Annotated in this window: 13 protein-coding genes; 12 read left to right on the forward strand and 1 reads right to left on the reverse strand. The window is 65.0% G+C overall.

The window, feature by feature from the left end; translation table 11 throughout:
• The first annotated feature begins 13 nt into the window (after window positions 1-13).
• The 6 genes from A5747_RS04795 to A5747_RS04820 all read left to right on the forward strand — a co-directional run bounded on the left by A5747_RS04795 (window position 14) and on the right by A5747_RS04820 (window position 5,103).
• Window positions 14-403 (forward strand): carboxymuconolactone decarboxylase family protein, encoded by a 390-nt coding sequence (locus A5747_RS04795; RefSeq protein WP_076122520.1) that lies wholly within the window; start codon window positions 14-16, stop codon window positions 401-403.
• Window positions 403-1,305: an NAD(P)-dependent oxidoreductase gene (locus A5747_RS04800; RefSeq protein ID WP_076122751.1), complete on the forward strand. Its 903-nt coding sequence runs from the start codon at window positions 403-405 to the stop codon at window positions 1,303-1,305. Before A5747_RS04795 ends, A5747_RS04800 begins: the two co-directional genes overlap by 1 nt.
• Window positions 1,306-1,546: 241 nt before the next feature.
• Entirely contained in the window at window positions 1,547-2,638 is a 1,092-nt protein-coding gene (locus A5747_RS04805; protein WP_076122521.1) for an amidohydrolase family protein, read from the forward strand.
• A 37-nt stretch (window positions 2,639-2,675) separates the two neighbouring features.
• The gene (locus A5747_RS04810) at window positions 2,676-3,821 is read left to right on the forward strand and encodes an amidohydrolase family protein (RefSeq protein WP_076122522.1); all 1,146 of its coding nucleotides are present in this window, start codon (window positions 2,676-2,678) and stop codon (window positions 3,819-3,821) included.
• A gap of 1 nt (window position 3,822) precedes the next feature.
• A complete protein-coding gene (locus A5747_RS04815) occupies window positions 3,823-4,221 on the forward strand; it encodes a Rieske 2Fe-2S domain-containing protein (RefSeq protein WP_076059019.1) in 399 nt (132 codons plus the stop codon).
• A gap of 15 nt (window positions 4,222-4,236) precedes the next feature.
• The gene (locus A5747_RS04820) at window positions 4,237-5,103 is read left to right on the forward strand and encodes an alpha/beta fold hydrolase (RefSeq protein WP_076122523.1); all 867 of its coding nucleotides are present in this window, start codon (window positions 4,237-4,239) and stop codon (window positions 5,101-5,103) included.
• Between the two features lie 5 nt (window positions 5,104-5,108).
• Here A5747_RS04820 and A5747_RS04825 read toward each other — a convergent pair whose 3' ends face one another.
• Window positions 5,109-5,582, reverse strand: a complete 474-nt coding sequence (locus A5747_RS04825; protein ID WP_076122524.1) for a hypothetical protein — start codon at window positions 5,580-5,582, stop codon at window positions 5,109-5,111.
• Between the two features lie 36 nt (window positions 5,583-5,618).
• On the opposite strand from A5747_RS04825, the gene A5747_RS04830 reads away from it, so the two are divergent.
• The 6 genes from A5747_RS04830 (at window position 5,619) to A5747_RS04860 (ending at window position 25,205) form a co-directional block, all read left to right on the forward strand.
• Window positions 5,619-6,920 carry an NADH-ubiquinone oxidoreductase-F iron-sulfur binding region domain-containing protein gene (locus A5747_RS04830; RefSeq protein WP_076122525.1) on the forward strand — a complete coding sequence of 434 codons (1,302 nt, stop codon included), beginning with the start codon at window positions 5,619-5,621 and terminating at the stop codon, window positions 6,918-6,920.
• Window positions 6,917-7,216 carry a ferredoxin gene (locus A5747_RS04835; RefSeq protein ID WP_076122526.1) on the forward strand — a complete coding sequence of 100 codons (300 nt, stop codon included), beginning with the start codon at window positions 6,917-6,919 and terminating at the stop codon, window positions 7,214-7,216. Before A5747_RS04830 ends, A5747_RS04835 begins: the two co-directional genes overlap by 4 nt.
• A 619-nt stretch (window positions 7,217-7,835) precedes the next feature.
• Window positions 7,836-21,710 carry a BTAD domain-containing putative transcriptional regulator gene (locus A5747_RS04845; protein ID WP_076122528.1) on the forward strand — a complete coding sequence of 4,625 codons (13,875 nt, stop codon included), beginning with the start codon at window positions 7,836-7,838 and terminating at the stop codon, window positions 21,708-21,710.
• A gap of 86 nt (window positions 21,711-21,796) precedes the next feature.
• Entirely contained in the window at window positions 21,797-23,455 is a 1,659-nt protein-coding gene (locus A5747_RS04850) for an OB-fold domain-containing protein (protein WP_076122529.1), read from the forward strand.
• On the forward strand, window positions 23,452-24,393 hold the full coding sequence (locus tag A5747_RS04855; RefSeq protein WP_076122530.1) for an alpha/beta hydrolase: 942 nt from the start codon (window positions 23,452-23,454) through the stop codon (window positions 24,391-24,393). The genes A5747_RS04850 and A5747_RS04855 overlap by 4 nt, the downstream gene beginning before the upstream one ends.
• Window positions 24,390-25,205 (forward strand): NAD(P)-dependent oxidoreductase, encoded by an 816-nt coding sequence (locus A5747_RS04860; RefSeq protein ID WP_076122531.1) that lies wholly within the window; start codon window positions 24,390-24,392, stop codon window positions 25,203-25,205. Before A5747_RS04855 ends, A5747_RS04860 begins: the two co-directional genes overlap by 4 nt.

Raw genomic sequence — 25,205 nt, forward strand, 5'->3', positions numbered from 1 at the left:
AAGGAGAACACCATTGGACCGCGACACCTACCGGCGGGGGCTGGAGATTCGCTCCGCAGTACTGGGCGAGGAGTATGTCAATCAAGCATTGGCGGGCGCCGATGACTTCACCAAGCCCCTGCAGGATCTCCTCACCGAATACTGCTGGGGTGCGGTGTGGGGCCGCGAACAGCTGCCCCGCAAGACCCGCAGCATGCTCAACTTGGCGATGATCTCGGTGCTCAACCGACCCAACGAATTGCGCACCCACGTCAAGGCGGCGCTCACCAACGGGGTCAGTCGCGAAGAGATCCGCGAGATCTTTCTGCAGGTCGCCATCTACGCCGGCATGCCGGCCGCCGTCGACAGCTTTCGTATCGCCGGCGAAGCGTTCGCCGAACTCGACAACACCTCGAACCAATGATGCAGATCGGGTTCGTCGGGCTGGGCAACATGGGTTTTCCGATGGCCCGTCGGCTGCTCCAGGAGCATCACGACGTCGTCGCGTTCGACACTCGCGGCGACGCGCTCGAGCGCGTTCTCGCGCTCGGGGCCCACGCCGCGTCGTCGGTCAAAGAGGTCGCCGACCGGACCGAGACCGTGATGGCCAGCCTTCCCACGCCCGCCGCGTCACTCGAAGTCGCGACGGGCGCGCAAGGAGTGATTGAGGGTGCGCGGATCAGGCGCTACGTCGACCTGTCAACCGTCGGGAGCCAGACGGCCGTGCGAATCCATGACCGACTGGCCGAACGGAACATCGTTGCGATCGACAGCCCCGTCAGCGGCGGGGTCGGCGGAGCCGAAAAGGGAGCGCTTGCCGTCATGGTGTCCGGCCCGCGCAGCGAATTCGACGTCATACGAACGGCACTCGAGGCGATCGGGCGGCCGTTCTACATCGGCGACAAACCGGGCTCGGCACAGACGATGAAGCTCGCCAACAACATCCTGGCCGCCAACGTCTTGGCCGCGACGTCCGAAGTCGTCGTGATGGGCGTCAAGGCCGGTCTCGACCCCAGCGTAATGATCGAGGTGCTCAACGCGGGTTCGGGTGCGACCAGCGCAAGTCGCGACAAGTTCCCCCGCGCCATCCTGCCGCGAACGTTCGACTACGGGTTCGCCACCGGGCTGATGCTCAAGGATGTGCGGCTCTACCTCGACGAAGCCAAGGCGCTTGGCGTGCCGGCCGACGTTGCCGAAACGATCGGCCGGCTCTGGGAAACGACCGCGCGAGATCAGGGTCCTGAGTCCGATTTCACGACTGTGATCAAACCGCTGGAGAAGGCCGCCGGCGTCACCGTCGGCCCGGCCGACGCGACGCCGGACTAGGCCGCCCCCGGCAACTTCGACGCCGCGAGCGGCGTTCGTCGACGAGTGGGAGAATGGTATTATCCTCGTTGAAGAACGATACTTGCCCGCCTGGTCAAAAAACAGCCAACTACCAGCGGCGATGTTTAACCGAAACGCTTACCGGAAATGCATTGATCGACGGCCGATCAGAATGTTAGGTTATCTATCATATGACTGATCTCCACTCGCTTTGGCTACCGGAAGCCGAGGGGCGGCTTCCGTGATCGAGCACGCTGACGGAACCCGCATGCCGGTGATCGACGCCAGCGTGCACATCTTCTTTCCGTCCAACAAAGATCTGCGCTCGTTCCTGCGTGAGCCGTTCAAGAGCCGCGGTTTTCCCGACTACGAGATGGACTGGTACGGGTCACCCGGCGGCGAGTACGCGCCGAACACGGAGGGACCGGATCGGCAGTACCCGGGATCGGATCCGGAATTCGTTGCCCACGAACTGTTTTCGAAGCGCGGCGTCGACGTTGCGGTCCTGCATCCGATGGGGCGCGGCATCATGCCCGACCGGCATTTGGGCAGTGCACTGCATGCCGCGCACAACGAGATGATGGTCTCGCGCTGGCTGGAGCACACCGAGTTCGGTGACCGCTTCCGCGGCACTATCCGGGTCAATCCCGACGACATCGCCGGCGCTCTGCGTGAGATCGAGAAATGGCGCGGGAACCGGCGCGTGGTCCAGATCGGCGTTCCGCTGCAGTCCCGCGAGCTCTACGGCAAGCCGCAGTTCTGGCCGCTGTGGGAAGCGGCCGCCGACGCGAACCTGCCGGTGGCGGTGCATATCGAATCGGGCGAGGGCATCGGGTTTCCGCCTACGCCGTCCGGGCACACGCTGACCTATGAGCAGTACGTCAGCTTCATGGCGCTCAATTACGTGTATCACCTGATGAACATGATCGCCGAGGGCGTATTCGAGCGCTTTGCAGGCCTCAAGTTCGTCTGGGCGGACGGCGCCGCGGACTTCCTGACGCCGTTCATCTGGCGGATGGACACCTTCGGCCGACCGCACCTGGAACAGACGCCGTGGGCGCCACGGATTCCCAGCGACTACCTCCCTGGTCACGTGTATTTCGTCCAGGGCGCCCTCGACGGTCCGGGCGACAGCGAGTTCGCCGGTGAGTGGTTCGGCTTCACCGGCAAGGAAGACATGGTGATGTTCGGATCCAGCTATCCGCACTGGCAGTGCGGCGACGTCACGAAGCTGCCCAAAGCGCTGTCCGCCGAACAGCGCGAGAAGTTGTGCTGGCGCAACGCGGCCAACCTGTACGGGATCGACGTTTCTGTCGACCTGGCAGCGGGCTAGTCGCAGAATAGAAGCGAGGGAGACTGAGGAGTTCGAAATGACGTTGACCCATACGCAGGAACGTGTTCCCGCCGCCGAGCGCATAGCCGTCCGGTGCGTCGACTCGGACGTCCACCCGGTGCCCAAACGGGGCGAGATCACCCAGTACATACCCGAGCCCTGGCGCAGCAAGTTTTTCCTCGACCACCGGGTCGGCGAGCTGATCTACTACGACGCTCCCGACTACGCCCACAGCTTCGCGATGCGCACCGATACCTTCCCGCCCGATGGCGAATTCCCCGGCAGCGACCCGGACATGGCCTTCCGCCAGCTGATCATGGAAGCGGGTTCCGACATCGCGATCCTGGAGCCCGGCGGCCGCACGCCGCGGCTGGCCGAGGCGCATCAGGCTTATTCGACCGCTCTGAATCACTGGCAGGCGAATCACTGGCTGGACAGCCACAACAATTGGCACGAGCGCTGGCGCGGTTCGATCTGCGCGGCGGTCGAGGATCCCGAGGGCGCGGCCCGCGAGATCGAGACGTGGGCCGGGCACCCGTACATGGCGCAGATCCTGATCAAGGCCGAGCCGCGGCCGTCATGGGGTCACCCGAAGTACAACCCGATCTGGGAGGCGGCCACCAAGCACGACATCACCGTGAGTTGTCACCTGTCGCGCAGCAATTACGAGATGCTGCCGACCCCGCCGGTGGGTTTCCCCAGCTACAACCACGACTTCATGGTGACCTACTCGCTCTTGGCCGCCAACCAGGTGATGAGCCTGGTCTTCGACGGCGTCTTCGACCGGTTCCCGACGCTGCGGATCGTGTTCGTCGAGCACGCGTTTACCTGGATCCTGCCGCTGATGTGGCGTATGGACGCCATCTACGAAGCACGCAAGTCGCGGGTCGACATCAAGCGCAAGCCGTCGGACTACGTCAAAGAGCACATCAAATTCACCACCCAGCCACTGGACTACCCGGAAGACAAGACCGAGCTGACCCGCGCGATGGAGTGGATGGAGTGCGACAAGATCCTGCTGTACTCCTCGGACTACCCGCACTGGACATTCGATGACCCGCGCTGGCTGGTTAAGCACCTTCCCAAGGCGGCGCGGGATGCGGTGATGTACAAGAACGGCATCGCGACCTATCACCTGCCGGAGACGGTGCCGGTCCTCGAGGGCCAAGTCCGGGTGCTCTGAATTGGCGGAAGAGACCAAGCGGCCCGAGCCCCGCCTTGCCCAGGGCCGCGAGCATGTTGTCGCGACAGTAGACGAGATCCCGCCGGGCACCCACAAGCTGGTGCCGATCGGGCGCCACGGCGTGGGTGTCTACAACGTCAACGGAACGTTCTACGCGATTGCGAACTACTGCCCACATCAGGGCGGACCGCTGTGCTCGGGGCGCCCGCGCGGTCGGACCATCGTCGACGAGACCGCCCCCGGTGACGCGGTCATGGTGCGAGACCTGGAGTACATCTATTGCCCTTGGCACCAATGGGGTTTCGAGCTGGCGACCGGCACGACCGCGGTCAAGCCGGAGTGGAGCATCCGCACCTACCCGGTGCGTGTCGTCGGCAACGACGTTCTGGTGATGGCGTAACTACAGGAGAGTCGCGTGTCTTCTATCGAGGTGAACGGTGGGAACGTAGTCTACGAAATCCTCGGTGACTCAGGCGATCTCATCGTCCTGACGCCGGGCGGGCGGTTCAGCAAGGAGATCCCCGGTCTGCGTCCGCTCGCCGAAGCGCTGGTCGCGGGAGGCTACCGGGTACTGCTGTGGGACCGGCCCAACTGCGGCGCTTCCGACGTGCAGTTCTACGGACAAAGCGAGTCGCACATGCGCGCCGAGACCCTGCACGGCCTGCTGGGCGCGCTCGGTGTGAAGCGGTGCATCATCGCCGGCGGCTCGGGTGGCGCAAGGGATTCCATGCTCACGACGATGCTCTACCCGGAGATGGTCGAGAAGCTGGTGGTGTGGAACATCGTCGGCGGCATCTACGGCACCTTCGTGCTGGGGTCCTTCTACATCATTCCCAGCATTCTGGCCGCGCGCGGAACCGGCATGGACGGCGTGATCAAGGTTTCCGAGTGGCAAGACCGCATCGAAGAGAACCCGGCCAACAAGCAGCGATTCCTCGATTTTGACAAGGACGAGTTCCTCAAGGTGATGCTGCGCTGGCTCAACGCGTTCGTCTCCAAGCCGGGCCAGACCATCCCGGGCGTCGAGGACGAGATGTTCGAACGAATCCAGGTGCCCACCTTGATCATTCGCGGCGGCGAGAATGACTGGGATCATCCCAAACGGACGTCGCTGGAAGTCAGCTGCCTGATCAAGGGCTCCAAACTGATCGATCCGCCCTGGCCGGAGGATGCCTGGGAGCGTGCGTCCGAAGAACGCGCAGCCGGCAAGGTTTCGCACTTCAACATGTTCGACACCTGGGTGCAGGCAGCGCCCGCGATCCTCGAATTCCTGGGCAGCTGATGCGTTTACTCGGTGCGAATATGGACCTCACAGTTGAGCGACGCCTCGAGCGCCGTGTGGATCCGGCTCTCCGGGATGCGCTCGAGGTCGTCCTCGCGCAGCGTCACATAGACGATGTCGAAGCCGTCATCGCCTGGAACGCGGGCGATTTCGCCGGTGAGTCCGAACCCAGCCAGCACGCCGCGGGCGTCGTCGTCGGTTCCCCGGCTGACGAAGGTGACCACGCCGAGGGCAGGAGCGGTGCTGAACGCCTTGGCGCACAGGCCCATTGCGGCCTGCTGTGCGCCGTCGACGTCGTCGGCCGCAATGAGCAGCTCGACCTCACGGCGGTTGGCCGGCATGGCCGCGAGATTGTTTTCGACCACACGGGCACCGATCTCGTCACCGAGCCCGAGGAGTTCGTTCATGCCGTCTTCTAATTGCGCCGGTGTGAGCACACTTCCCGGGTCGACGTTCACGCGCACCACCGCAGTCCGCATGTGCGCAAGCCTAACTAAGACGACGGCAGGCCTGCAGTGAACACCGCCCAATCCACCAACATCACCACCGCCAGCGCACCCGGATGCCAACCCCGGCTACTGGGCGAACAACCCGGACGCGAAGACCTCACGTCGTATCAGCGCCTCGGCGGTTATCACCCGCTTGCCGACGCGGAGCAATTGCTGGCCGAGGTCGAGTCCAGTGGGCTGGTCGGCCGCGGCGGTGCCGCTTTCCCGCTGGCGGTGAAGTTGCGCACGGTGCGCGACAACGGGAGCCAGGCCGGCGGCACGGTCGTCGTCGCCAATGGCGAAGAGGGAGAACCGGCTTCGGTCAAGGACCGATGGCTGCTGCGCAGCCGCCCACACCTGGTTCTGGACGGATTGCGACTGGCCGCGGCGATCGTTGCCGCGGACCGCGCATATATGTACGTCTCCGACCCGGAGTCGGCGCAGAGTGTCCAAGCCGCGCTGGGCGATGTCGACCCGGGCGCGTTCGGCCGCGTCACCGTCGACTTGATCACGGTGCAGCCCGGCTACGTGGCCGGCGAGGAGACCGCGGCGGTTCGTGTGCTCAACGGCGGCCCGGCCAAGCCGACGGACAAGCCTCCGCGACCGTTCGAATCGGGTGTGGGCGGGCGGCCCACGCTGGTGAGCAATGTCGAGACCCTGGCGAATCTGCCTTATCTGCAGCGCCACGGTTCGGCCGCGTTCCGCTCGCAGGGCACCCCGCTGTCCACGGGCACCTTCCTGGCTACCATTACCGGTGCCGGCCGGGGCCCGGCCCTCTATGAGCTCCCCCACGGCATGCCCTTCACCGAACTACTTGCGCTGCACGGCGTTTCGCCCGACCAGGTGCGAGGGGCGCTGTTGGGCGGCTATTTTGCGGGTTTCCTCAACCGCGACGTGCTGGAGACGACGCTGGATCACGAGACGATGCGACGCTTCGGCAGCGGCCTGGGCTGCGGAGCGATCACGGTGATCACCGACGACTGCCCGGTTGCCGTGGCGGCGTCGGTCCTGGCCTACTTCGACCGCGAAAACGCCGACCAATGCGGGTCGTGTTTCAACGGGACGGCCGCGATGGCCGCCGCGGCCGGGGCGCTGCGCGACGGCGCCGCGACGACCGAAGACGTCGACCGATTGCGCCGCTGGTCGGTGGTGTTGCGCGGACGCGGGGCATGCGCCACGTTGGACGCTGCCACCAACGTTGCCGCCACGCTGCTCAAGCAATTCCCGGATGACGTTGCGCGCCATCTCGAAGGGGCGTGCCAGGACTGCCGGAGTCACCCGTTCCGCTTCGACCGGCCCTACGAGGCGGAGGCTGCGAGGCAGGCATGAAAATTCGTTTGGACCGCACCGTCTGCGACGGCTTCGGCATCTGCGCCAAGCACGCGCCGGGCTACTTCTCGTTGGACGACTGGGGCTACGCGTCGCTCATCGGCGATGGCACCGTGGCCGAGTCGGACCACGACGCCGTCAAGCGCGCACTCCTCGACTGCCCGGTCCACGCCATCACCGAGATCGGTGATCGCACACCCAGCGTCCCCCACCCGTTCCACGCCGAGTCGGACGAGGATCCCGCCCCGCATGTCAAAACCGAATCGAACGAAGCCCAATGGGGTTTCACGCGGTGACCTAGCGGAGGAAAGTCACGGACACGCCCTGGTTCTGCCAGCGTGCAAGGCATAGGCTGAAGCAACCCAACTTCGGGATGGTCCCTCTGGGAGGCCTGCCATGATCCGGTTTGCTCGCCGTATGGCCGCCGCTATCGCGGTTGTGTTCGTGTTGATTGCGACTGCGGTGCTCACGAGGCCGGGGATCGCCGCGGCGGAATGCGCCCCCAACATGTCGCGGAATCCCACGACCCTAGAGTGCAAGATGCCACCGCCCGTGCCCGACTGGTACAGAGCTCCGCCGCCCTACGCGCCCATGTATGCGCCGCCGGACGTGCCCCCGCCTCCGCCAACGCCGCCGTGGGCGAAGACGGACCCGGTGTGGAGTAACGGCTTCCAGCGGTGGGGCATTGTCATAGGCGGGGCCTGGGTGCCGCTCTGAGCCCTTCCCAACAGTTAGCTAGCTAGCCGCGCGCGGCGCCTTTACTCGATCTTGACCATGCATTGAATCGCCCCACCAACGATGGCTGATGTGAGTACGCTTTCAACGGTGGAGCTGGGGGTTTTGGGACCTCTCCAGGTCCGGCAACATGGAGCGCCCGTCGCTGTCCCGGGCGCCAAACCTCGTGCCATCCTCACGATGCTCGGGTTGCACAGCGCTTCCGTTGTCTCGGCCGACACCCTCGTCGAGCTGCTCTGGGGCGAGGATCCGCCTCGCACCGCCGCCAAGGCCCTCCAGACCCACATCTCCTCGCTCCGTCGCACCCTGGGGGACGGCTTCATCTTGACCCAGGGAGCAGGTTGGACGCTCGCCGAGAGCGAAGTCGACGTCTCGCGATACAAGGCCGCCGCCCGACTCGGGCGCGATGCCGCTGCCGCCGGCGACATCAGCCAAGCGGTGGCCCGCTTCGAGGAGGCGCTCGCCCTCTGGCGCGGAATCCCCGAATTGCCCGATGGCAGGCGCGGAACGTCCGAGAAGACGCGGTGGATCGAGGGCCACGCAGCGCTCGTGGAGGATCGAGCCGACGTGCTGCTCGCAACGGGCCGCGCCGCGGAGATCGTTGGCGAGCTCGAGGCCGCGGTGGCCGATGCGCCGCTGCGCGAGCGGCGTTGGGGCCAACTGATGCTCGCCCTGTACCGGGCCGGTAGGCAAGGCGAAGCCCTGGGCGCCTATCAGCGGGCCCGGGCGCTGCTCGCGGACGAACTGGGGGTCGATCCAGGGCCGGACTTGCGTCGACTCGAGGCCGCGATCGTTGCGCAGGACACTTCGCTGGAAATCCCTGCGGCACAACAACCTTCGGTGATGATGCGCGCCGTGACGTTCCTGCTGACCGACATCGAGGGGTCGACGGCGGCCTGGGAGGCAGAGGCCGACGCCATGGCCGTCGCGCTGGCAAGGCACGACGAACTCGTCGAACAGGTCGTCACGTCGCGCGGCGGGCGGCTGATCAAGACGCGCGGCGAGGGCGATGCCACCTTCTCGGTCTTCGAGCGACCCTCAGCGGCAGCATCTGCCGCTATCGAGCTGCAAGAGGCGATTGTCCAGGAGCCGTGGGCCTTGCGGGAGCCCATGCGGATCCGCGTGGCGTTACACACCGGGGAGGCCGAGCTTCGCGACGGCGACTACTTCGGCCGGGCGGTCAACCGCGCGGCGCGGCTGCGGTCACTGGCCGTGGGTGGCCAGATCCTGTGCTCCGGTGCGACCGCCGAACTCGTCATCGACTCGCTTGCCGATGACGTTGTGCTCGCCGACCTCGGGATGCGCGAGCTACGCAACCTCGCTCGTCCGGAACACGTCTTTGAGCTCCGGCTGGAAATCGCCGAAACTCAACATCCGCCGGTCCCAACCGATGTGCCCGTCAAGCGCCCAAGCCTCCCCGCGGTGCTCGCCGGCCCGGGCCCGTTCGTCGGACGCGGACGCGAGTTGGAGCGGCTTTTCACCGCGTGGCAGGCCGCACTGGCCGGTGGCACCAACGCGGTGCTGATCGCCGGTGAACCCGGCGTCGGCAAGACACGTCTGGCCGGCGAATGGTCGCGCCAGGCCTATGACCAAGGCGCCCTGGTGATTTACGGCCGGTGCGACGAGGACCTGGGTGCGCCGTACCAGCCGTTCGCCGAGGCGCTGCGCTCCCTGGTGCCATGCCTCGGCACCGGTGGGCTTCGAGGGTTGCGCGGGGTAGAGGCATTGCTCGCACTCGTCCCCGGGCTGTCCGATGTCTTGCCCGACCTGGCCACGCCCACCCGCGCCGATCCGGACACCGAGCGCTACGCACTTTTCGACGCCGTCGTGGCGCTACTGGGCATCGCGTCTGCCGGCGCACCCATCATCCTGATCCTCGATGACCTTCATTGGGCAGCCAAACCCACGCTGCTCCTACTGCGCCATCTCCTGCGTTTCGGCGAGCACGCCCGCGTGCAGATCGTCGCCACGTATCGCAGCACCGACCTCGACCGCTCCCATCCCCTGGCGGCGATGCTCGCCGACCTACACCGCGACGGCACCGCGAACCGCCTTCAGCTCGGCGGCCTCGACGAGGACGACGTGAGCGCGTACGTCGCCGAGGCCGGCTACGACGACGAAGAGCTGGCCCGGGCATTGGCCTCGGTCACCGGCGGCAACCCCTTCTTCCTCATCGAGGCATTGCGCCACGTCGACGAGAGTGGTGGCCGGTGGGACCAGAGCACCCTGCCGCAGGGGGTTCGCGAGGCCGTGAGTCGCCGCCTGTCGCGGCTTGCACCGGAGACGAACAAGGCCCTTGCCGCAGCCGCGGTCGTCGGCAGCCGGTTCGCGTTGGACTTGGTCGAAAGCGTTGTGGGCGAGGACCTCGTCGACGCGTTGGACGAGGCATGCAAGGCCGGAATTGTCATCGAAGAGCCTGGCGGGCGCTACCGGTTCAACCACGCCATTGTTCGGCAATCGCTGCTCGCCGAGTTGCCGTCGGTTCGGCGCATGCGGCTGCACCAGCGGATCGCCACCACGCTCGAGAGCGAGCCCGGCGCCGACGACGAGCTACTGGCCGAACTCGCTCACCACTACTTCGAATGTGCATGGGCGGGAAACGCTGCCAAGGCCGTCGAGTACTGCCGGCGGGCGGCGGATCAGGCGATGACTCGGCTCGCCTACGAAGGGGCCGCCGACCTTTACGATCGGGCCCTGCACGCGCTCGAGGAGATCGACGACGAGCTGCCCGACCGAGACGACCAGACCGCCGAGCTACTGATCGCGCGCTGCGAGGCTCTGCTGGCCGCCGGCGACGTGGCTTCGGCGGCTGGTGCGGTCTCTCAATTGCAGGGAGCGACAGTCGATTCGGCCCGGCTAGCGGCGTGGGCGACGTGCTTTGACGGCCAGCTGTCGATGCTTACCCATCCCGAGCGACTGGAAGAGGTCGAGGCTGCGGTGAGCGCGGCCGCCGACAAACTGGCCGAACTAGGCGACGCGGCAGGGGAAGCGAGCGCCCACACCGTCCGTGCCGGATGCCTCGCGCGTCTCGGAAGAATCGGCGACGCCGAAATCGCCCTGGATGACGCTCTCACGGCGGCGCGGCGCGCAAGTGAACACCGACGCGTCAATGCGGTCCTGGCGAATGCGCCACTGGCCGCGCTGTGGGGCCCTAACCCGGTCCCGCGCGCGGGCGGGCGGTGTCTGGACGTCGTGCGCCTACTGCGAATCACGACCGACTCGCCCGCGGTCGAGGCCACGTCGACGCGTTGCCAGGCCGTGTTGGAGGCCTTCCGCGGACGCGCCGCCGCCGCCCGGCGGATGATCGACTCGGCCCGGCGCACGGTCAGCGAACTGGGTCTGCGCCATGCCCTCCTCGAGGTCGAGCAGTTTGCTGGCATCGTCGAGCTGGTCGTGGACGATCCGGTCGCGGCCGAGCCGCATCTACGTAAGGCCTACAACGGCTTTCGTCGCATGGGCATCGACGTCTGCACCGCCGAGACCGCCGCGTTGTTGGGTCGCGCTTGTCTCGTGCTCGACCGAGACGCCGAAGCCGACGAATTGTGCACGGAGAGTGAACGTCTCGCGGGCAGTGCGCTCAAGGCGTCGATAGCCTGGCGTACGCTTCGGGCGCATCTGCTGGCGCGCCGGGGCAAGCACGATGAGGCCCGGCGCGCCGCCGAGGCTGCTGTCAGCCTGGCCGAGCGAACCGACGCATTGGTCGACCATGGCGACGCCTGCCTAACGCTCGCAACAGTTTTGGGCGCTGCCGGCGACGCTGCTGGTGCGCGTGCCGCAGCCGAGCGGGCAGCGGACCTTTACGAACGGAAAGGCGCTGCGGCACTTGCCCAGAGGGCACGCCCCGGTGTCGGTGCAGAGCCACCGTCCGTCCCTGCACTACCTGAAGCGCCGCGCGTCGAGTTGGACAACGCATGCGTGCGTGCAGTTCGCCAGCTAGACGCTGCCTACGATCGCGAAGCCTGGGAGGAGATCGCGCAGCTAGTTGCGGGCGTCGTCTCCTGTGATAGCCATCGGAAAATAGTCGGATTCAGCCTTGGCGATCTTCCATATAGCGAATGGGAATGCGAGGCCAGACGCTATCGCGAAATGTTGGCGGAGGTGCGGTACCGCCATGTCGTTCTTGCGGTCCGCGGCGAACGCCTCGCCCTCACCCGGTTAGAAGTAGGTCCTGCAGACATGAGCCCTGGGGCGCCGCGGGACGAATTGCTCCAGCTATACGGCATCGACGAGGAGGGTCGAATCGCGCTACAGGTGTGGTTCGACGTCGAAGACGTCGACGCAGCGATAGCTGAACTCGACGCCGCATACGCCCGATTCGAGGAGGAACACCCTCGAGCCCCGCTCGAGAACGCCGCGACGCGGGCATACGAGCGCCTGCACGCGTATTTCGCGGCCCGCGACTGGAATGCGATAACCGAGCTTCTTACCGATGACTACTACGGCGACGATCGTCGTTCGGTGGTAGGCAGCGGGATGCGACGGGGCCCGGATGCTGCGATTGAAGACTACCGGTCCGCCGCCGACATCGAGGTCACGGAGGCGACATCAGAGACCGTCGCAACCCGCGGAGAACGCCTCGCCCTCACGCGCGCCCGCTACTCGCGAAGCGGCCAGGAGTCAGAGGGGTTCCACGTCGATTTCCTGCAGCTAGTCGAAATCGACACCGACGAGCAGATCGCGGCCATGCCCGCGTTCGACCTCGACGACTTGGACGCCGCTATCGCCGAGCTCGACGCGCGCTATCTCGCCGGTGAAGCGTCGGCGCACGCACGCACTTGGTCGGTAATCACGGGGGCCTACGCCGCACTCAATCGGCATGAGATCGCCCCAGCCACAGCAAATTTCGCGAGCATCGACCATCGCCGTGGGACACGTTTTGCACCCGGTGACCTCATCGCATATGTCCGTGCCACCTGGGATCTCGCAAAAGACGGCAGTACCTACATCGAGGCTGTGCATCGGCTCGATGACCTAGGAGCGGTCGTCACCCATGTCACGCGCGGAAGCTCGCGTGACGGCTTCGATGCTGAGTGGCGAGAAGTCTTTCTTCTCACGGTTGAAGGCGACCGGCTTAGCCGCTGCGAGCTGTTCGATGAGGCAGACACCGACACCGCGATTGCGCGGTTCGAAGAGCTCGACCGGCCCGCATCAAAACTGGAAAACACCGCAAGCCGCGTATTCGAGCGCCTCTATTCGTACGTTGCGGTCGACGACTGGCACGCCGTGGCTCAAATAACGGCTGAAAACGTCTCCGTCGACGATCGCCGACGAGTGGTGAACGCCGGGATCCTCCATGGGCGAGATGCCAACATCAGAGATGCGCAGGCGACCGCCGACGTCGGCTTCACGATGGCCATGGTGGGCGTCCTGGCAACCCGCGGAGGACTTCTCGCACTCACACGGGTTCGCGTCTCTGGCCGCGACCCCGAGGCGATTGAAAGTGATGCCCTCTCCATCATCGAGGTTGATGCCGAAGAGCGAATCGCGGCAGTTGTCGTGTTCGATCTTGACGATTTCGACGACGCGATCGCCGAGCTCGACGCCCGATACCTTGCCGGCGAAGGAGCTACCCATACGCGCACCTGGTCGATCATCACGGACGCCTATGCCGCACTCAACCGACATGAGATCGCTGCAACGACAACTGACTTCGCGAGCATCGACCACCGCCGAGGGGCGAGATTCGCGCCCGGCGACTTGATTGCATATGTCCGCTCCGGGTGGGAGCTCGACCAACACATTTCTACCTACATCGAGCGCATCCATCAGCTGACCGACGTGGGAGCTGTCATCACACACGTGGTGCGCGGAGGCCCGCAAGAGGGCTTAGATGCCGAGTGGAGGGAAGCGATTCTGATCACTGTCGACGGTGACGTGATCAATCGCTCCGAGATGTTCGATGAGAGAGACGTAGACGCCGCGCTTGCGCGTTTTGAAGAGCTCAACCGGCCCGTACCGAGGCGGCTGGAAAATGCGGCCAGCCGGATGTACGAGCGTTTCAAGGTGTGCTTCGCGGCCCGAGACTGGCCCGGGGTAAAGGAGCTGTACGCCGACAACATATTGAGCGAGGACCGTCGCCACCCAATTAACTCGGGCGTTCGGCAAGGGCCAGATGCACTGGTTGCCGAGATGTCGGCGATTGCCGAGGTTGGGATTGACATTACGACATCGGCCGTGGCGACCCGAGGCGAACACCTCGTGCTCAGTCGTATTGACGGTCTTGGCCGAGACCAAGGGGCTGATGGGTTCCAAGTAGTCGCCCTCGACGTTCTCGAGCTCGACGCCGATGAACGGTTCGCGGCCCGCATCCTGTTCAATCTCGACGACTTCGACGCCGCCGTCGCAGAACTCGACGCACGGTACATCGCCGGCGAAGCGGCACCGTATGCGCAGACATGGTCGGTGATCGCAGCGAGCTACGCAGCAATCAATCGACACGAGCAGCCACCAACGACGCCAGACTGGGTCAACGTCGACCACCGACGGGAGGTTGCGATGGGTCCCGATGACCTAGTCGCATACATCAGCGCCGGGTTGGACTCTGACCAAGACATCACGACCTATGTCGAGACTGTGCATTGTCTAAACCGCGGCGGAGCAGTCCTCACCTACGCCGCGCAGGAAACATCGCGAGAGGGCTTCAATGCCGAGTGGCGCGGTGTCGTAGTCCTCTTAGTCAGCGGTGACAAGGTCAGCCGCAGTGAGCTATTCGACGAGACGGACCTCGATGCCGCGGTCGTCAGGTTCGAACAGCTAAGCCGAACGGCGCGACGCCTGGAGAACGCGGCGAGCCAAATAACCAAGCGATTCTTTGCGTACTTCGGCGCGCGTGACTGGAACGCGATGGCGACAATACTGGCTGAGAACGTAACTCACGACGATCGCCGGCACGTGGTGAATGCTGGAGTGCTACACGGTCGAGATGCCCAAATCACGAATTTGCGAGCCATCGCCGAGGTTGGGGTCGCAGACTTTTCGTCGACAGTCATTGCGGTCCGTGGCGCGCGCCTCGCCCTCGTTCACATCAGTTCCAAGGACCGAGACAAGCGGCCCGAGAATGTTCTCACCGAGGAACTCGGCGTTGTAGAGATCAACTCCGACAACCGGATGGCCGCCTACGTCGCGTTCGACCTCGACGACTTCGATGCCGCCATGGCTGAGCTCGATGCTCGGTACCTCGCCGGCGAAGCCGCACCCCACGCGCACACATGGTCGATCGTCGCAAGTGGGTGCGCCGCGCTCAACCGTCGCGAATCACTCCCGACGACCCCGGATTGGGTGAATAACGACCACAGGCGAGGGATCGCGTTTAATCCAGGTGATCTCACGGCGTACATCAGTACCGCATGGAACCTCCTGTCCAACGGCGGCATCTATATCGAGACAGCGCATCGCCTGAACGATCTCGGCGCGGTGTTCACGTGGCGGGGGTACGGGACTTCGCAGGAGGGCTCCGACGTCGAGTTTCGCGGAATCAACATGCTGAGCGTCGAAGGCGACCTGATCAGTCGAGTCGAGCTCTTCGACGAGGCGGACCTAGACGCGGCACTCGCGAAGTTCGATCAGCTGAGCCGACCGACACCGCGACTGGAAAACGCGGCAAGCCAAGCATACGAGCGGTTTCGGACGTACTTCGCCGCGCGCGACTGGGACGCCATGGCGGAGCTACTGGCCGCCGATACGTCTGTCGACGACCACCGACGAGTGGTGAATGCCGAGATCAGGCGCGGCCGTGATGTCGAAATCGCAAACATGCAGGCGTTCGCCGGGATTGGGGCCACGCGCAGTACGGCGACGGTTATCGCGACTCGAGGCGAACGCCTTGTCCTGTGCCGGACCTGCATCTCGGGCGAAGAGCAGCAACCGGGCGCATTCAACATCGAATTTCTCAACCTTGTAGAGATCACCGCCGATAAGCGGATCGCAGCGCGCAGCGCGTTCGACCTCGACGACATCGATGCTGCGTTCAAGGAATTGGACACGCGGTACCTCGCCGGAGAAGCCGCGTCCCACGCGCATACGTGGTCGGTCATCGCGGGGGCTTTTGCCGCGATCAATAGACACGAACTACCCGAGCTGGCGCCGGACTGGATCGACATCGACCACCGACGCGGAGCAGCATTCGCGAGCGGCGAGATGATCGCCTACATCCGCGACTTGTTCGACAACGAGCCGGATTTCAATTCCTACATCACGGTCGTGCATCGCCTGACTGAGCTCGGAGCAGTCGTCACCATGGCATCGCACGGCACCTCGCAACAGGGCTTCCAGGCCGAATGGCGAGAGATCGGGATTTTTACGTTCGATGGCGATCTCCTGAACCGTTGCGAGTTGTTCGACGAGGCAGACCTCGACGCCGCGCTCGCCCGATTCGAGGAACTGCGACCGCACGCTTCACGGCTGGAAACCGTGGCGAACCGAATGCTCGAGCGATACCAAGCGTGTTTCTCTGCCCCGGACTGGGCTGCAATGGCAGAGCTCCTGGCCGACGACATAGTCGTGGAGGATCGCCGTCGTGTGGTGAACGCAGGAGTTCGTCGTGGTCGAGATGTGCACATCGCGGACCTGCGATCCGCCGTGGAGGTCGGTGCAAAGACAATATCGTTGAGCGCGTCCGCGACCCGTGGAGAGCGCCTCGCCCTCGCCCACGCGCGTGCCTTCAACCGCGACATGCCCGGCGAAGTAGGCGCCGAGTGGCTCGGCGTCGTCGAGGTCGACGCCGACCAACGAATCGTCGCGATAGTCACGTTCGACGTCGATGACATCGACGCCGCCATCGACGAGCTCGACGCGCGCTACCTCGCCGGCGACGCGGCTCCGTACGCAAGGGTTTGGAAGCGCGCCTTGGACATCCTCGGCGAGGTCAACCGCCACGAGCCGGGACCGATGATTGAACGTCTGGCATTTACCGACCATCGACGAGTCTCATTCGCAGACGGAGACTTCCGACGGGCGATTGAGGAGTTGTGGCCTCTCGTACCTGACGCCCGCTATCGCGTGACGGCAGTACATGCCCTCGATGCTCATGGCGTTGTCGCCAGCCTCGTCATCGAAGGTACCGACGCGCAAGGAAACGAATTGCAATGGACGCGAACTCTATTACTCGATCCCGACGAGCCGCGGCTGGAGATCTACGAAGAGAGCGATCTCGACAGGGCGCTCGCGCGGTTCGAGGAGCTGCGACCGGAGGCACGCCGTCTGGAAAACGCAGCAAGTCGCGTAATCGAGCAATTTCTAACGCGTTTTGCGGACCGCGACTGGGACGCGATGGCAGAACTCCTCGCCGAGGATATGTCCTCAGACGATCGCCGCCGGGTCATCAACGCCGGGATACGACGCGGTCGAGATGCCGAGATTGCGAACTGGCAAGCCACCGCCGAGATCTGGAAGGCCAATGCGAGGTCGACGGTGATTGCCATTCGCGGGGAGCGCCTCGCACTCTTTCGCATCGCGTTCACAAGCCAAGACCAGCCGGTTGAGGCATTCCAAGCCGCGGCACTCGCAATCATCGAAATCAACGAGGATAACCGGGGCGCGGCAAACGTCGTGTTCGATATCGACGACATCGACGCCGCCTTCGCGGAGCTTGACGCGCGATACCTCGCGGGCGAAGCAGCCACCTGTGCACACGCGTTCTCGGTCGTAGCGCGGGCGTACGCCGCAGCAAACAGACACGAACTTGCAGGTGTGACACCGGATTCGGTCTTCGTCGACCATCGGCCAGTCGTAACGACCGAGGCGGAGGATCTAGCCGGATATCTTCGTGGCGTGTGGGACCTCATCCCTGACATCGGCGTCCACATCGAGGCGGTGCATCGACTCAGCGAATGCGGAGGCGTCATCACGCATGCTGCGCGTGGAATCTCGCACGGGGGCTTTGACGCCGAGTGGCGGACGATCAACGTTTTCACAGTCGAAGGTGACATGTTGAACCGTGTCGAGGTCTACGACGAGAGCGACCTCGGCGCCGCACTCGCCCGGTTTGCGGAGCTCAATCGGCCGGTGCCGCACCTTGACAACGCTGCGACCCGCGCCCGCATGCGCACCGCCGACGCGATCAATCGACGTGACGTGCAAGGTGTTCTGGCCCTGAATGTTGTCGACGCGCGATACGACGATCGCCGAAAGGGGCTCCGTGACGAGCGCGCCGTGGGAGCAGAAGTTGTGCGAGCGATTTTCGAGGCGCCTCGAGCATGGCAATTGGAGGTAGCGCCGATTGCCATCAGGGGATCCCGTCTCGCCCTAACCCGCGACAAGTATCGCGACACCGACGATGTCGATCGGCCGATCACTGCCGAGCATTTGATGGTTACGGAAGTCGGCGCCGATGGCCTCCTATGCAATTCGGTGCTTTTCGACCCTGGCGACATCAATGCCGCCTTCGTCGAACTCGATGCCCGATACCTCGCCGGGGCAGCGGCAGCATACGCGCGAACGTGGTCGGTCATTATGCAAGCGTGCGCCGCGCTGAATAGACGCGAAATCTTCGAGACGAGTGCAGACTTTGTCGACATCGACCATCGGCCTCTTGCCGCGATCGGATCTGGTGACCTGAAGACATACATGCATGCGGCGTTGAACGATGGCGCGTACAACGTCTACGTCGAGGCCGTGCATCGGCTGAGCGACCTCGGTGCAGTCGTCACCCTTGTGTCGAACGGGACCTCACAAGCGGGTTTCGAGGGTGAGTGGCGCATGGCGGACATCTTCACGGTGGAAGGTGACTTGATCAGCCGCTGCGAAATCTTCGACGAGGCAGACCTCGACGCCGCGCTCGCCCGGTTTGAGGAACTGCACTCACCAACACGGCGATTGGAGAACGCGGCAAGCCTGGCAGATGACCGCTTCTTTGCCCACACCCGAACCCGCAACTGGGCTGCGGCGCGCCAGATATTGGCCGACAGCAGTTTTGTCGACGACCGCCGTCGCGTGGTGAACATCGGCGTCTGGGACGGTCGCGACACCGTGATAGCGAATATTCGAGCTCTTGCTGATGCCTTAACAGACGTAACTTCGATGGTCATTGCGATCCGCGGGGAGCGCCTGGGCCTGACCCGTATCTCTGCGCCGAACCGCAAATTCGAGCATGGAGATTTCCGCGTCGAAATGCTCTGCGTCGTCGAGCTCGACACCGACGATCGGATCGCGGCGCACGTCATGTTCGACCCCGACGACATCGACCCTGCGTTCGAGGAACTTGAGGCTCGGTATCTCGCCGGTGAAGCAGCCCTACACTCGCACACATGGTCCGTTGTCACGCGTTCGTACGGCATGCTTAATCGGCGTGAGCTCCCGCCGAGACCGGACTTCATCGACCACCGGCGAGGGATATCGGTCGCACCCAATGAGCTGACCGCTTTCATCGGCGCCGCATGGGAGCTAGAGCGAGACATCTGCAACCGCATCGAAAACGTCCACCGGATAAGCAAGTTCGGAGCGGTCGTCACGCGGGTATCCAGCGGGACCTCCCAAGACGGACTCCGGGCCGAGTGGCGATCCATCGACGTGTTGACCGTTGACGGCGACCTGGTCAACCGCTTCGAAATCTTCGACGAAGCAGACCTCGACGCCGCGCTCGCCCGTTTCGATGAGCTGCACCCGCAGCCCTCGCGACTGGAAAACGCGGCTAGCCAAGTGAGTGAACGCTTTTGGACGCATTTTGCGGCTCGTGACTGGGAAGCCATGGCCGAGCTGACGGCCGACAACATTTGCAGTGACGATCGCCGTCGTGTTGTAAACGGCGGCGTGCGGCATGGTCGGGAAGCCCACATCGCAGACATGCGAGTCATCGCCGAGATTGTTGATCCGCGGAACCTGACTCCGACCGTCATTGCGACCCGCGGGGACCATCTCGCCCTTTCTCATATCCGGTCCTCAAACCGCGTCGTCGGGCCCGACGAAATCAGCGCGGAGGTTCTATCCATCGTCGAAATCAACGGCGACGACCGGATCGTGGCGAACGTCGGCTTCGACATCGACGACATCGACGCCGCCTTCGAGGAACTCGACGCCCGGTACCTCGCTGGCGAAGCGGCGGCTCACGCGCCCATATGGTCGGTCATCGCCGCGGCCTATGCCGCACTCAACCGACATGAGCTACCCGCGACGAAGTCGGATTGGGTGACCATCGACCACCGGGTACGCGAATCGTTCCAGGGGGGTGATCTGACCGCGTACATCCGTTCCGCGTGGGAGGTCGCGCCAGATCTCAAGATCTACATCGAGACTGTGCATCGGCTCAGTAACCACGGAGCAGTGGTCACCCACGCGGCATATGGGACCTCGCCAGGGGGCTTCGACGCCGAGTGGCGCATCATCGGACTTCTGGCGGTCGGACGCAACTGGGTTAACCGCTGCGAGCTATTCGACGAGGCAGATCTCGACGCTGCGCTCGCCCATTTCGAGGAACTGCAGCGACCGGCGCGGCGACTGGAGAACGCGGCAAGCCGGGCAGATGACCGCTTCTTTGCATACTTCTGGGCCCGCAACTGGGCGGCGCTGGGAGAGATCCTCGCCGACGAGACCTTTATCGACGATCGCCGTCCTGTGGTGAATGCCGGACTCTGGCATGGGCGCGATGTCGTGATCGCAAACCTTCGAGCTGTGGCCGACGCCGCGGCGATCATAACGTCCGTCATTGCGACCCGCGGAGAGCGCCTCGCCCTGTCTCGGATGAGTTCCTCGAACCGCGACCCTCGGCAGGGAGAGTTCCGCGTCGAGATGCTCAACATCGTCGAGATCGACACCGAAGGGCGGATTGTGGCGCACGTCGACTACGACGTGAACGACATCGACGCCGCCTTCGCCGAGCTCGATGCTCGATACCTTGCAGGGGAGGCGGCCGCCCACGCACGCACGTGGTCAGTGATTGCAGGGGGCCACGCCGGGTTCAATCGGCAAGAAAGTGCCGCGACGACGCCGGATGTGGTTTACGTCGACCGTCGACCGGTCGTATCGCTCGAAGGGGTTGAGCTGGGCGCGGCTCAGCGGGCCGTGTGGGACCTCACGCCGGACGCCACCGGCTACGTCGAGGCGGTGCATCGGCTGAGCGAGTTCGGAACCGTCATCACACAGGCGGTGACGGGTACCTCGCAAGAGGGCTTTGCCGCCGAGTGGCGGATGATTGCCGTCTGCATGGTCGAAGGTGACCTGCTTTGCCGCTACGAAGTCTTCGACGAGGCAGACCTCGACGCCGCACTCGCCCGCTTCGACGAACTGCACCCCGAGACGCGACGGCTCGAAAACGCGGCAAGCCAAGCGGCCGAAGGCTTGTGGGGCTGCTTCGCCGCCCGAGACTGGGCCGAAATGGCTGAGACGATGGCGGACGACATCGTCACGCATGATCACCGTCGGGTTGTTAACGCCGATGTACTACACGGACGCGATGCCCATGTCACAAACATGCAAGCAGTCGCCGAGGTCGGGTTCGAGGGCATTACGTCGACCGTCGTCGCGACCCGCGGGCAGCGCCTCGCCCTGATTCGCATCCAGTCCTCGATCCACGGATTCGAACCCGGGGAGATGAGCACCGAAATGCTAAGCGTTGTTGAGGTCGACGGCGACAACCGGCTCACCGCCAGCGCGATATTCGACGGCGATGACATCGACGCCGCCCTCGCGAGACTCGAGGCGCGATACCTTGAAGGCGAAGCGGCACCATACGTCCAAGTATGGTCGGCGATCACAGAAGGGTTTGCCGTGCTCAGTCGGGGTGAAATCCCAGCGATAACACCGGAATTCGAGGACATCGACCGTCGCAGTGGGCCAACGATGGCGCCCGGTGACCTGATCGAATTCCTCCGTGCCGCGTTTGCCGATTCGGTGGGCATCACAATGTACGTTGAGGCTGTTCATCGGCTGACCGGCCTCGGTGCGGTCGTAACCCACGTGGCGAAGGGGACATCACAAACCGGCTTCGACGCCGAGTGGCGCATGACTGACGTCTTTACGGTCGAAGGCGACCGAGTCAGCCGGTGCGAGTTCTTCGATGAGGCAGACCTCGACGCCGCGCTCGCGCGGTTCGACCAACTCGATCGGCCCGCACCCACGGCCTAGATCGTCCCTGCTCGGCAGTGATAACGTAATTCTCCAATTCGTATAACGGGCCTACCATACCCGCAGACCGACTTCCCGGAGGTGACGTGTCAGCAGCACCGGGACGCCCGCTGCCCCTGGTCACCGAGGAAAACGAGTTCTTCTGGACGTCGGGCGCCGACGGCACCCTGCGGCTACAGGAATGTAGGGCCTGCCAGTCGCTGATCCATCCGCCGGCGCCGGTATGCCGCTACTGCCGATCGCAGGACATCGGCATCCGGGCAGTCTCCGGCAAGGCGACACTGGCCGGGTTCACGATCAACCAACGGTTCAGCCTGCCCGGGCTGCCGGCGCCGTACGTCATCGCGCAGGTGGCGATCGCCGAAGACCCTCGCGTGCGGCTGACCACCAACATCGTGGAGTCCGATCCCGATCAGCTAGCACTCGGTCAACAGGTCGAGGTCGTCTTCGAGCACGTCGAGGACGTCTGGTTCCCGCTCTTCCGGCCCGCCGCTCAAGACGCCAAACCCGCTCCCCTGCCGATCGACGAGATAGCGCCCGAACGCTTCGGCGAACACGTCCGGCCCATGCTGACCGCGGAGAAATTCGAGGACAAGGTCGCACTGACGGGCATCGGCATGTCGCCGATCGGGCGTCGGCTCATGGTGCCGCCACTGTCGCTGACCGTCCAGGCCTGCGAGGCGGCGATCGCCGACGCCGGGTTGACGTTCGACGACATCGACGGACTGTCCACGTATCCCGGCGCGATAAACGTCGGCGGCTTCGGCGAGGGCGGGGTTACCGCGCTCGAGGCGGCGCTCGGAATTCGGCCGACGTGGCACAACGGCGCCATGGAGACATTCGGGCCGGGCGGTTCGGTGATCGCCGCAATGCTCGCTGTCGCAGGCGGTTTGGCCCGCCACGTGCTGTGCTTCCGGACGTTGTGGGAAGCCACTCACGGCGAGTTGATGAAGCAGGGCAAGATCACTCCGTCCATGGGGCGCATGGCGGGCTGGCAGATGCCGTTCGGCGCAACGTCTGCGGCCCACACCCTGGCCATGAACGCCCAGCGGCACTTTCACCGTTACGGCACAACGAAAGAGACGCTCGGCTGGATCGCGCTGAACCAGCGAGCCAACGCGGAGCTCAACCCGTCGGCGATCTATCGCACCCCGATGACGATGGACGACTACCTGAACGCGCGGCCCATCACGACGCCGTTCGGCCTGTACGACTGCGACGTGCCGTGCGACGGTTCGATCGCTGTGATCGTCTCCGCAATCGACGCCGCGCGCGACCTGCCCAAGCCACCCGTCCTGGTCGAGGCGGTGGGCACCCAGATCATCGAGCGAATCGACTGGGACCAAAGCACTTTGACGCACGAACCGCAAGTGCTGGGCCAGGCGGCACACGTGTGGACGCGCACGTCGCTGCGGCCTACCGATGTCGACGTTGCCGAACTGTACGACGGGTTCACAATGAACTGCCTGTCCTGGATCGAGGCGCTGGGGTTCTGCGGAATCGGCGAGGCGAGGGAATTCCTCGACGGCGGCAAGAACATCGCCCGCGACGGCCCGCTGCCGCTCAACACCCACGGCGGGCAGCTCTCGCACGGCCGCACCCACGGCATGGGCCTGATGCATGAGGCCATCACGCAATTGCGGGGCGAGGCCGGCGACCGCCAAGTGCCCGACGCCCGCGTGGGCGTGGTCAGCAGCGGCGGCCTGACTCCGAGCGGCGTGCTCCTGCTGCGGGCGGACACATGAGCGCGCCGCGTCCGCGCTTGGTCATCGTCGACGGCGTGCCGATGTCGGCGTTGGTCGCCGAACCCACCGCGGGGCCCAAGGCCGTTATCGTGGCGATTCACGGCGGCGGCACCACCGCCCTGTATTTCGACTGCCCGGGCCACCCGTCGCTTTCGTTGCTGCGGACCGGCGCGGCGGCCGGATTCACCGTGGTAGCTCTCGATCGGCCCGGATATGGCAGCTCCGCTCCCTATCCCGAGGCGGTGGCCCAGCCGGAACAGCGGGTCAACCTTGCCTACGGCGCGGTGGATCGCATCCTCGGCCAAAAACCGCGTGGCGCTGGCCTTTTCGTCATGGGACATTCGGGCGGCTGCGAACTCACCATGCGCATGGCCGCCGACGACCAACGCGGCGCCCATCTGCTCGGCATCGAATTGGCAGGCACCGGCCGGCACTGGCACCCCGCGGCCCGAGAGCTGCTCAAGACGGCGACCCGGCAAAGCCGCCCGGCCGGCATGCGCGAACTGCTGTGGAGCCCGGAGCGGCTATACCCGCCCGAGGTGCTGTCCGGGGCCACGGTTTATCCGGGGGCGCCACCCTATGAAGACATGATGGTGTCCAACTGGGCCCGCCAAGACTTCCCCGCGCTCGCTCCCGCCGTGCGCGTCCCGGTGCACTTCAGCATCGCGGAGTACGAAAGAGTCTGGCAGACCGATGATTCGGCGTTGGCCGAGATCGCCGCGATGTTCTCCGGTGCGCCACGGTTCGCCGTGCACCGTCAACCCGACGCGGGACACAACATGAGCCTCGGCTACACCGCGCCCGACTACCACGCGGCGGTCCTCTCGTTCGCGGAGGAATGTGTGGCGGCTGCTCCCTCGAGCGTGACGCCACAGTCACTCTCGGACTCGAACGTGACTGTGGCGTCACGCTCGGCGGAGGAAGAGGAGGCCGGATGAAAGTCGGATTCATCGGGCTGGGCAGTCAGGGCGGCCCCATGGCACGCCGAATCGTCGAGAGCGGCTACGAGACGACACTATGGGCGCGCAGGCCCGCGGCGCTCGAGCCGTTCGCCGACACCGCGGCGAAGGTCGCCGAATCGCCGGCCGAACTCGCCTCCGCCAGCGACCTGGTCTGCCTGTGCGTCGTCGGCGACTCCGACATCGAGGAACTCACCACCGGCCAACACGGCCTGCTCAACGCGATGAAACCCGGCGGCGTCATCGCGGTGCACAGCACCGTGCACCCCGACACCTGCCGGAAACTCGCCAAAGATGCCGCCGCCCAAGGTGTTTCGATCATCGATGCACCGGTAAGCGGCGGCGGCGGGGCGGCCGAACAGCGGCGCCTGCTGGTGATGGTCGGTGGCGACGCCGACATCGTCGAGCGCTGCCGTCCGGTCTTCGAAACCTACGCCGATCCCGTCGTCCACCTCGGCGAGCTGGGCTCCGGGCAAACCACCAAGCTGCTGAACAACCTGCTGTTCACCGCGAACCTCGCAACGGCGGCCGCCACCCTCTCGCTGGGCCAGGCACTCGGCATCTCCCCGGACCGGCTCACCGAGGTCGTCTCGCGCAGCAGCGGAAACAGCTTCGCGCTCAACACCCTTGGCGGGGTCGGCGGCCTGGAAAGGCTTGCCCCCTTGGCGGGCACGCTGCTGCAAAAGGACGTCCGCCTCGTCGTCGACCTCGCCGACCATGCGGCGGCCGACGGTGGTGCGGTGCTCGACGCGGCCGACGCCGCCCTGACCTTGATGGGGCACCCGCGGTGA

Source organism: Mycobacterium sp. IS-836, assembly GCF_001954275.1.
In the GTDB taxonomy this organism is placed as follows: Bacteria; Actinomycetota; Actinomycetes; order Mycobacteriales; family Mycobacteriaceae; genus Mycobacterium.

Excerpts from the sequence above, each read along its gene's own strand:
- A5747_RS04800 (WP_076122751.1), top strand. The coding sequence starts at position 403 with ATGCAGATCGGGTTCGTCGGGCTGGGCAACATGGGTTTTCCGATGGCC.
- A5747_RS04810 (WP_076122522.1), top strand. The coding sequence starts at position 2,676 with ATGACGTTGACCCATACGCAGGAACGTGTTCCCGCCGCCGAGCGCATA.
- A5747_RS04825 (WP_076122524.1), bottom strand. The coding sequence starts at position 5,582 with ATGCGGACTGCGGTGGTGCGCGTGAACGTCGACCCGGGAAGTGTGCTC.
- A5747_RS04835 (WP_076122526.1), top strand. The coding sequence starts at position 6,917 with ATGAAAATTCGTTTGGACCGCACCGTCTGCGACGGCTTCGGCATCTGC.
- A5747_RS04845 (WP_076122528.1), top strand. The coding sequence starts at position 7,836 with ATGCTCGGGTTGCACAGCGCTTCCGTTGTCTCGGCCGACACCCTCGTC.
- A5747_RS04855 (WP_076122530.1), top strand. The coding sequence starts at position 23,452 with ATGAGCGCGCCGCGTCCGCGCTTGGTCATCGTCGACGGCGTGCCGATG.
- A5747_RS04860 (WP_076122531.1), top strand. The coding sequence starts at position 24,390 with ATGAAAGTCGGATTCATCGGGCTGGGCAGTCAGGGCGGCCCCATGGCA.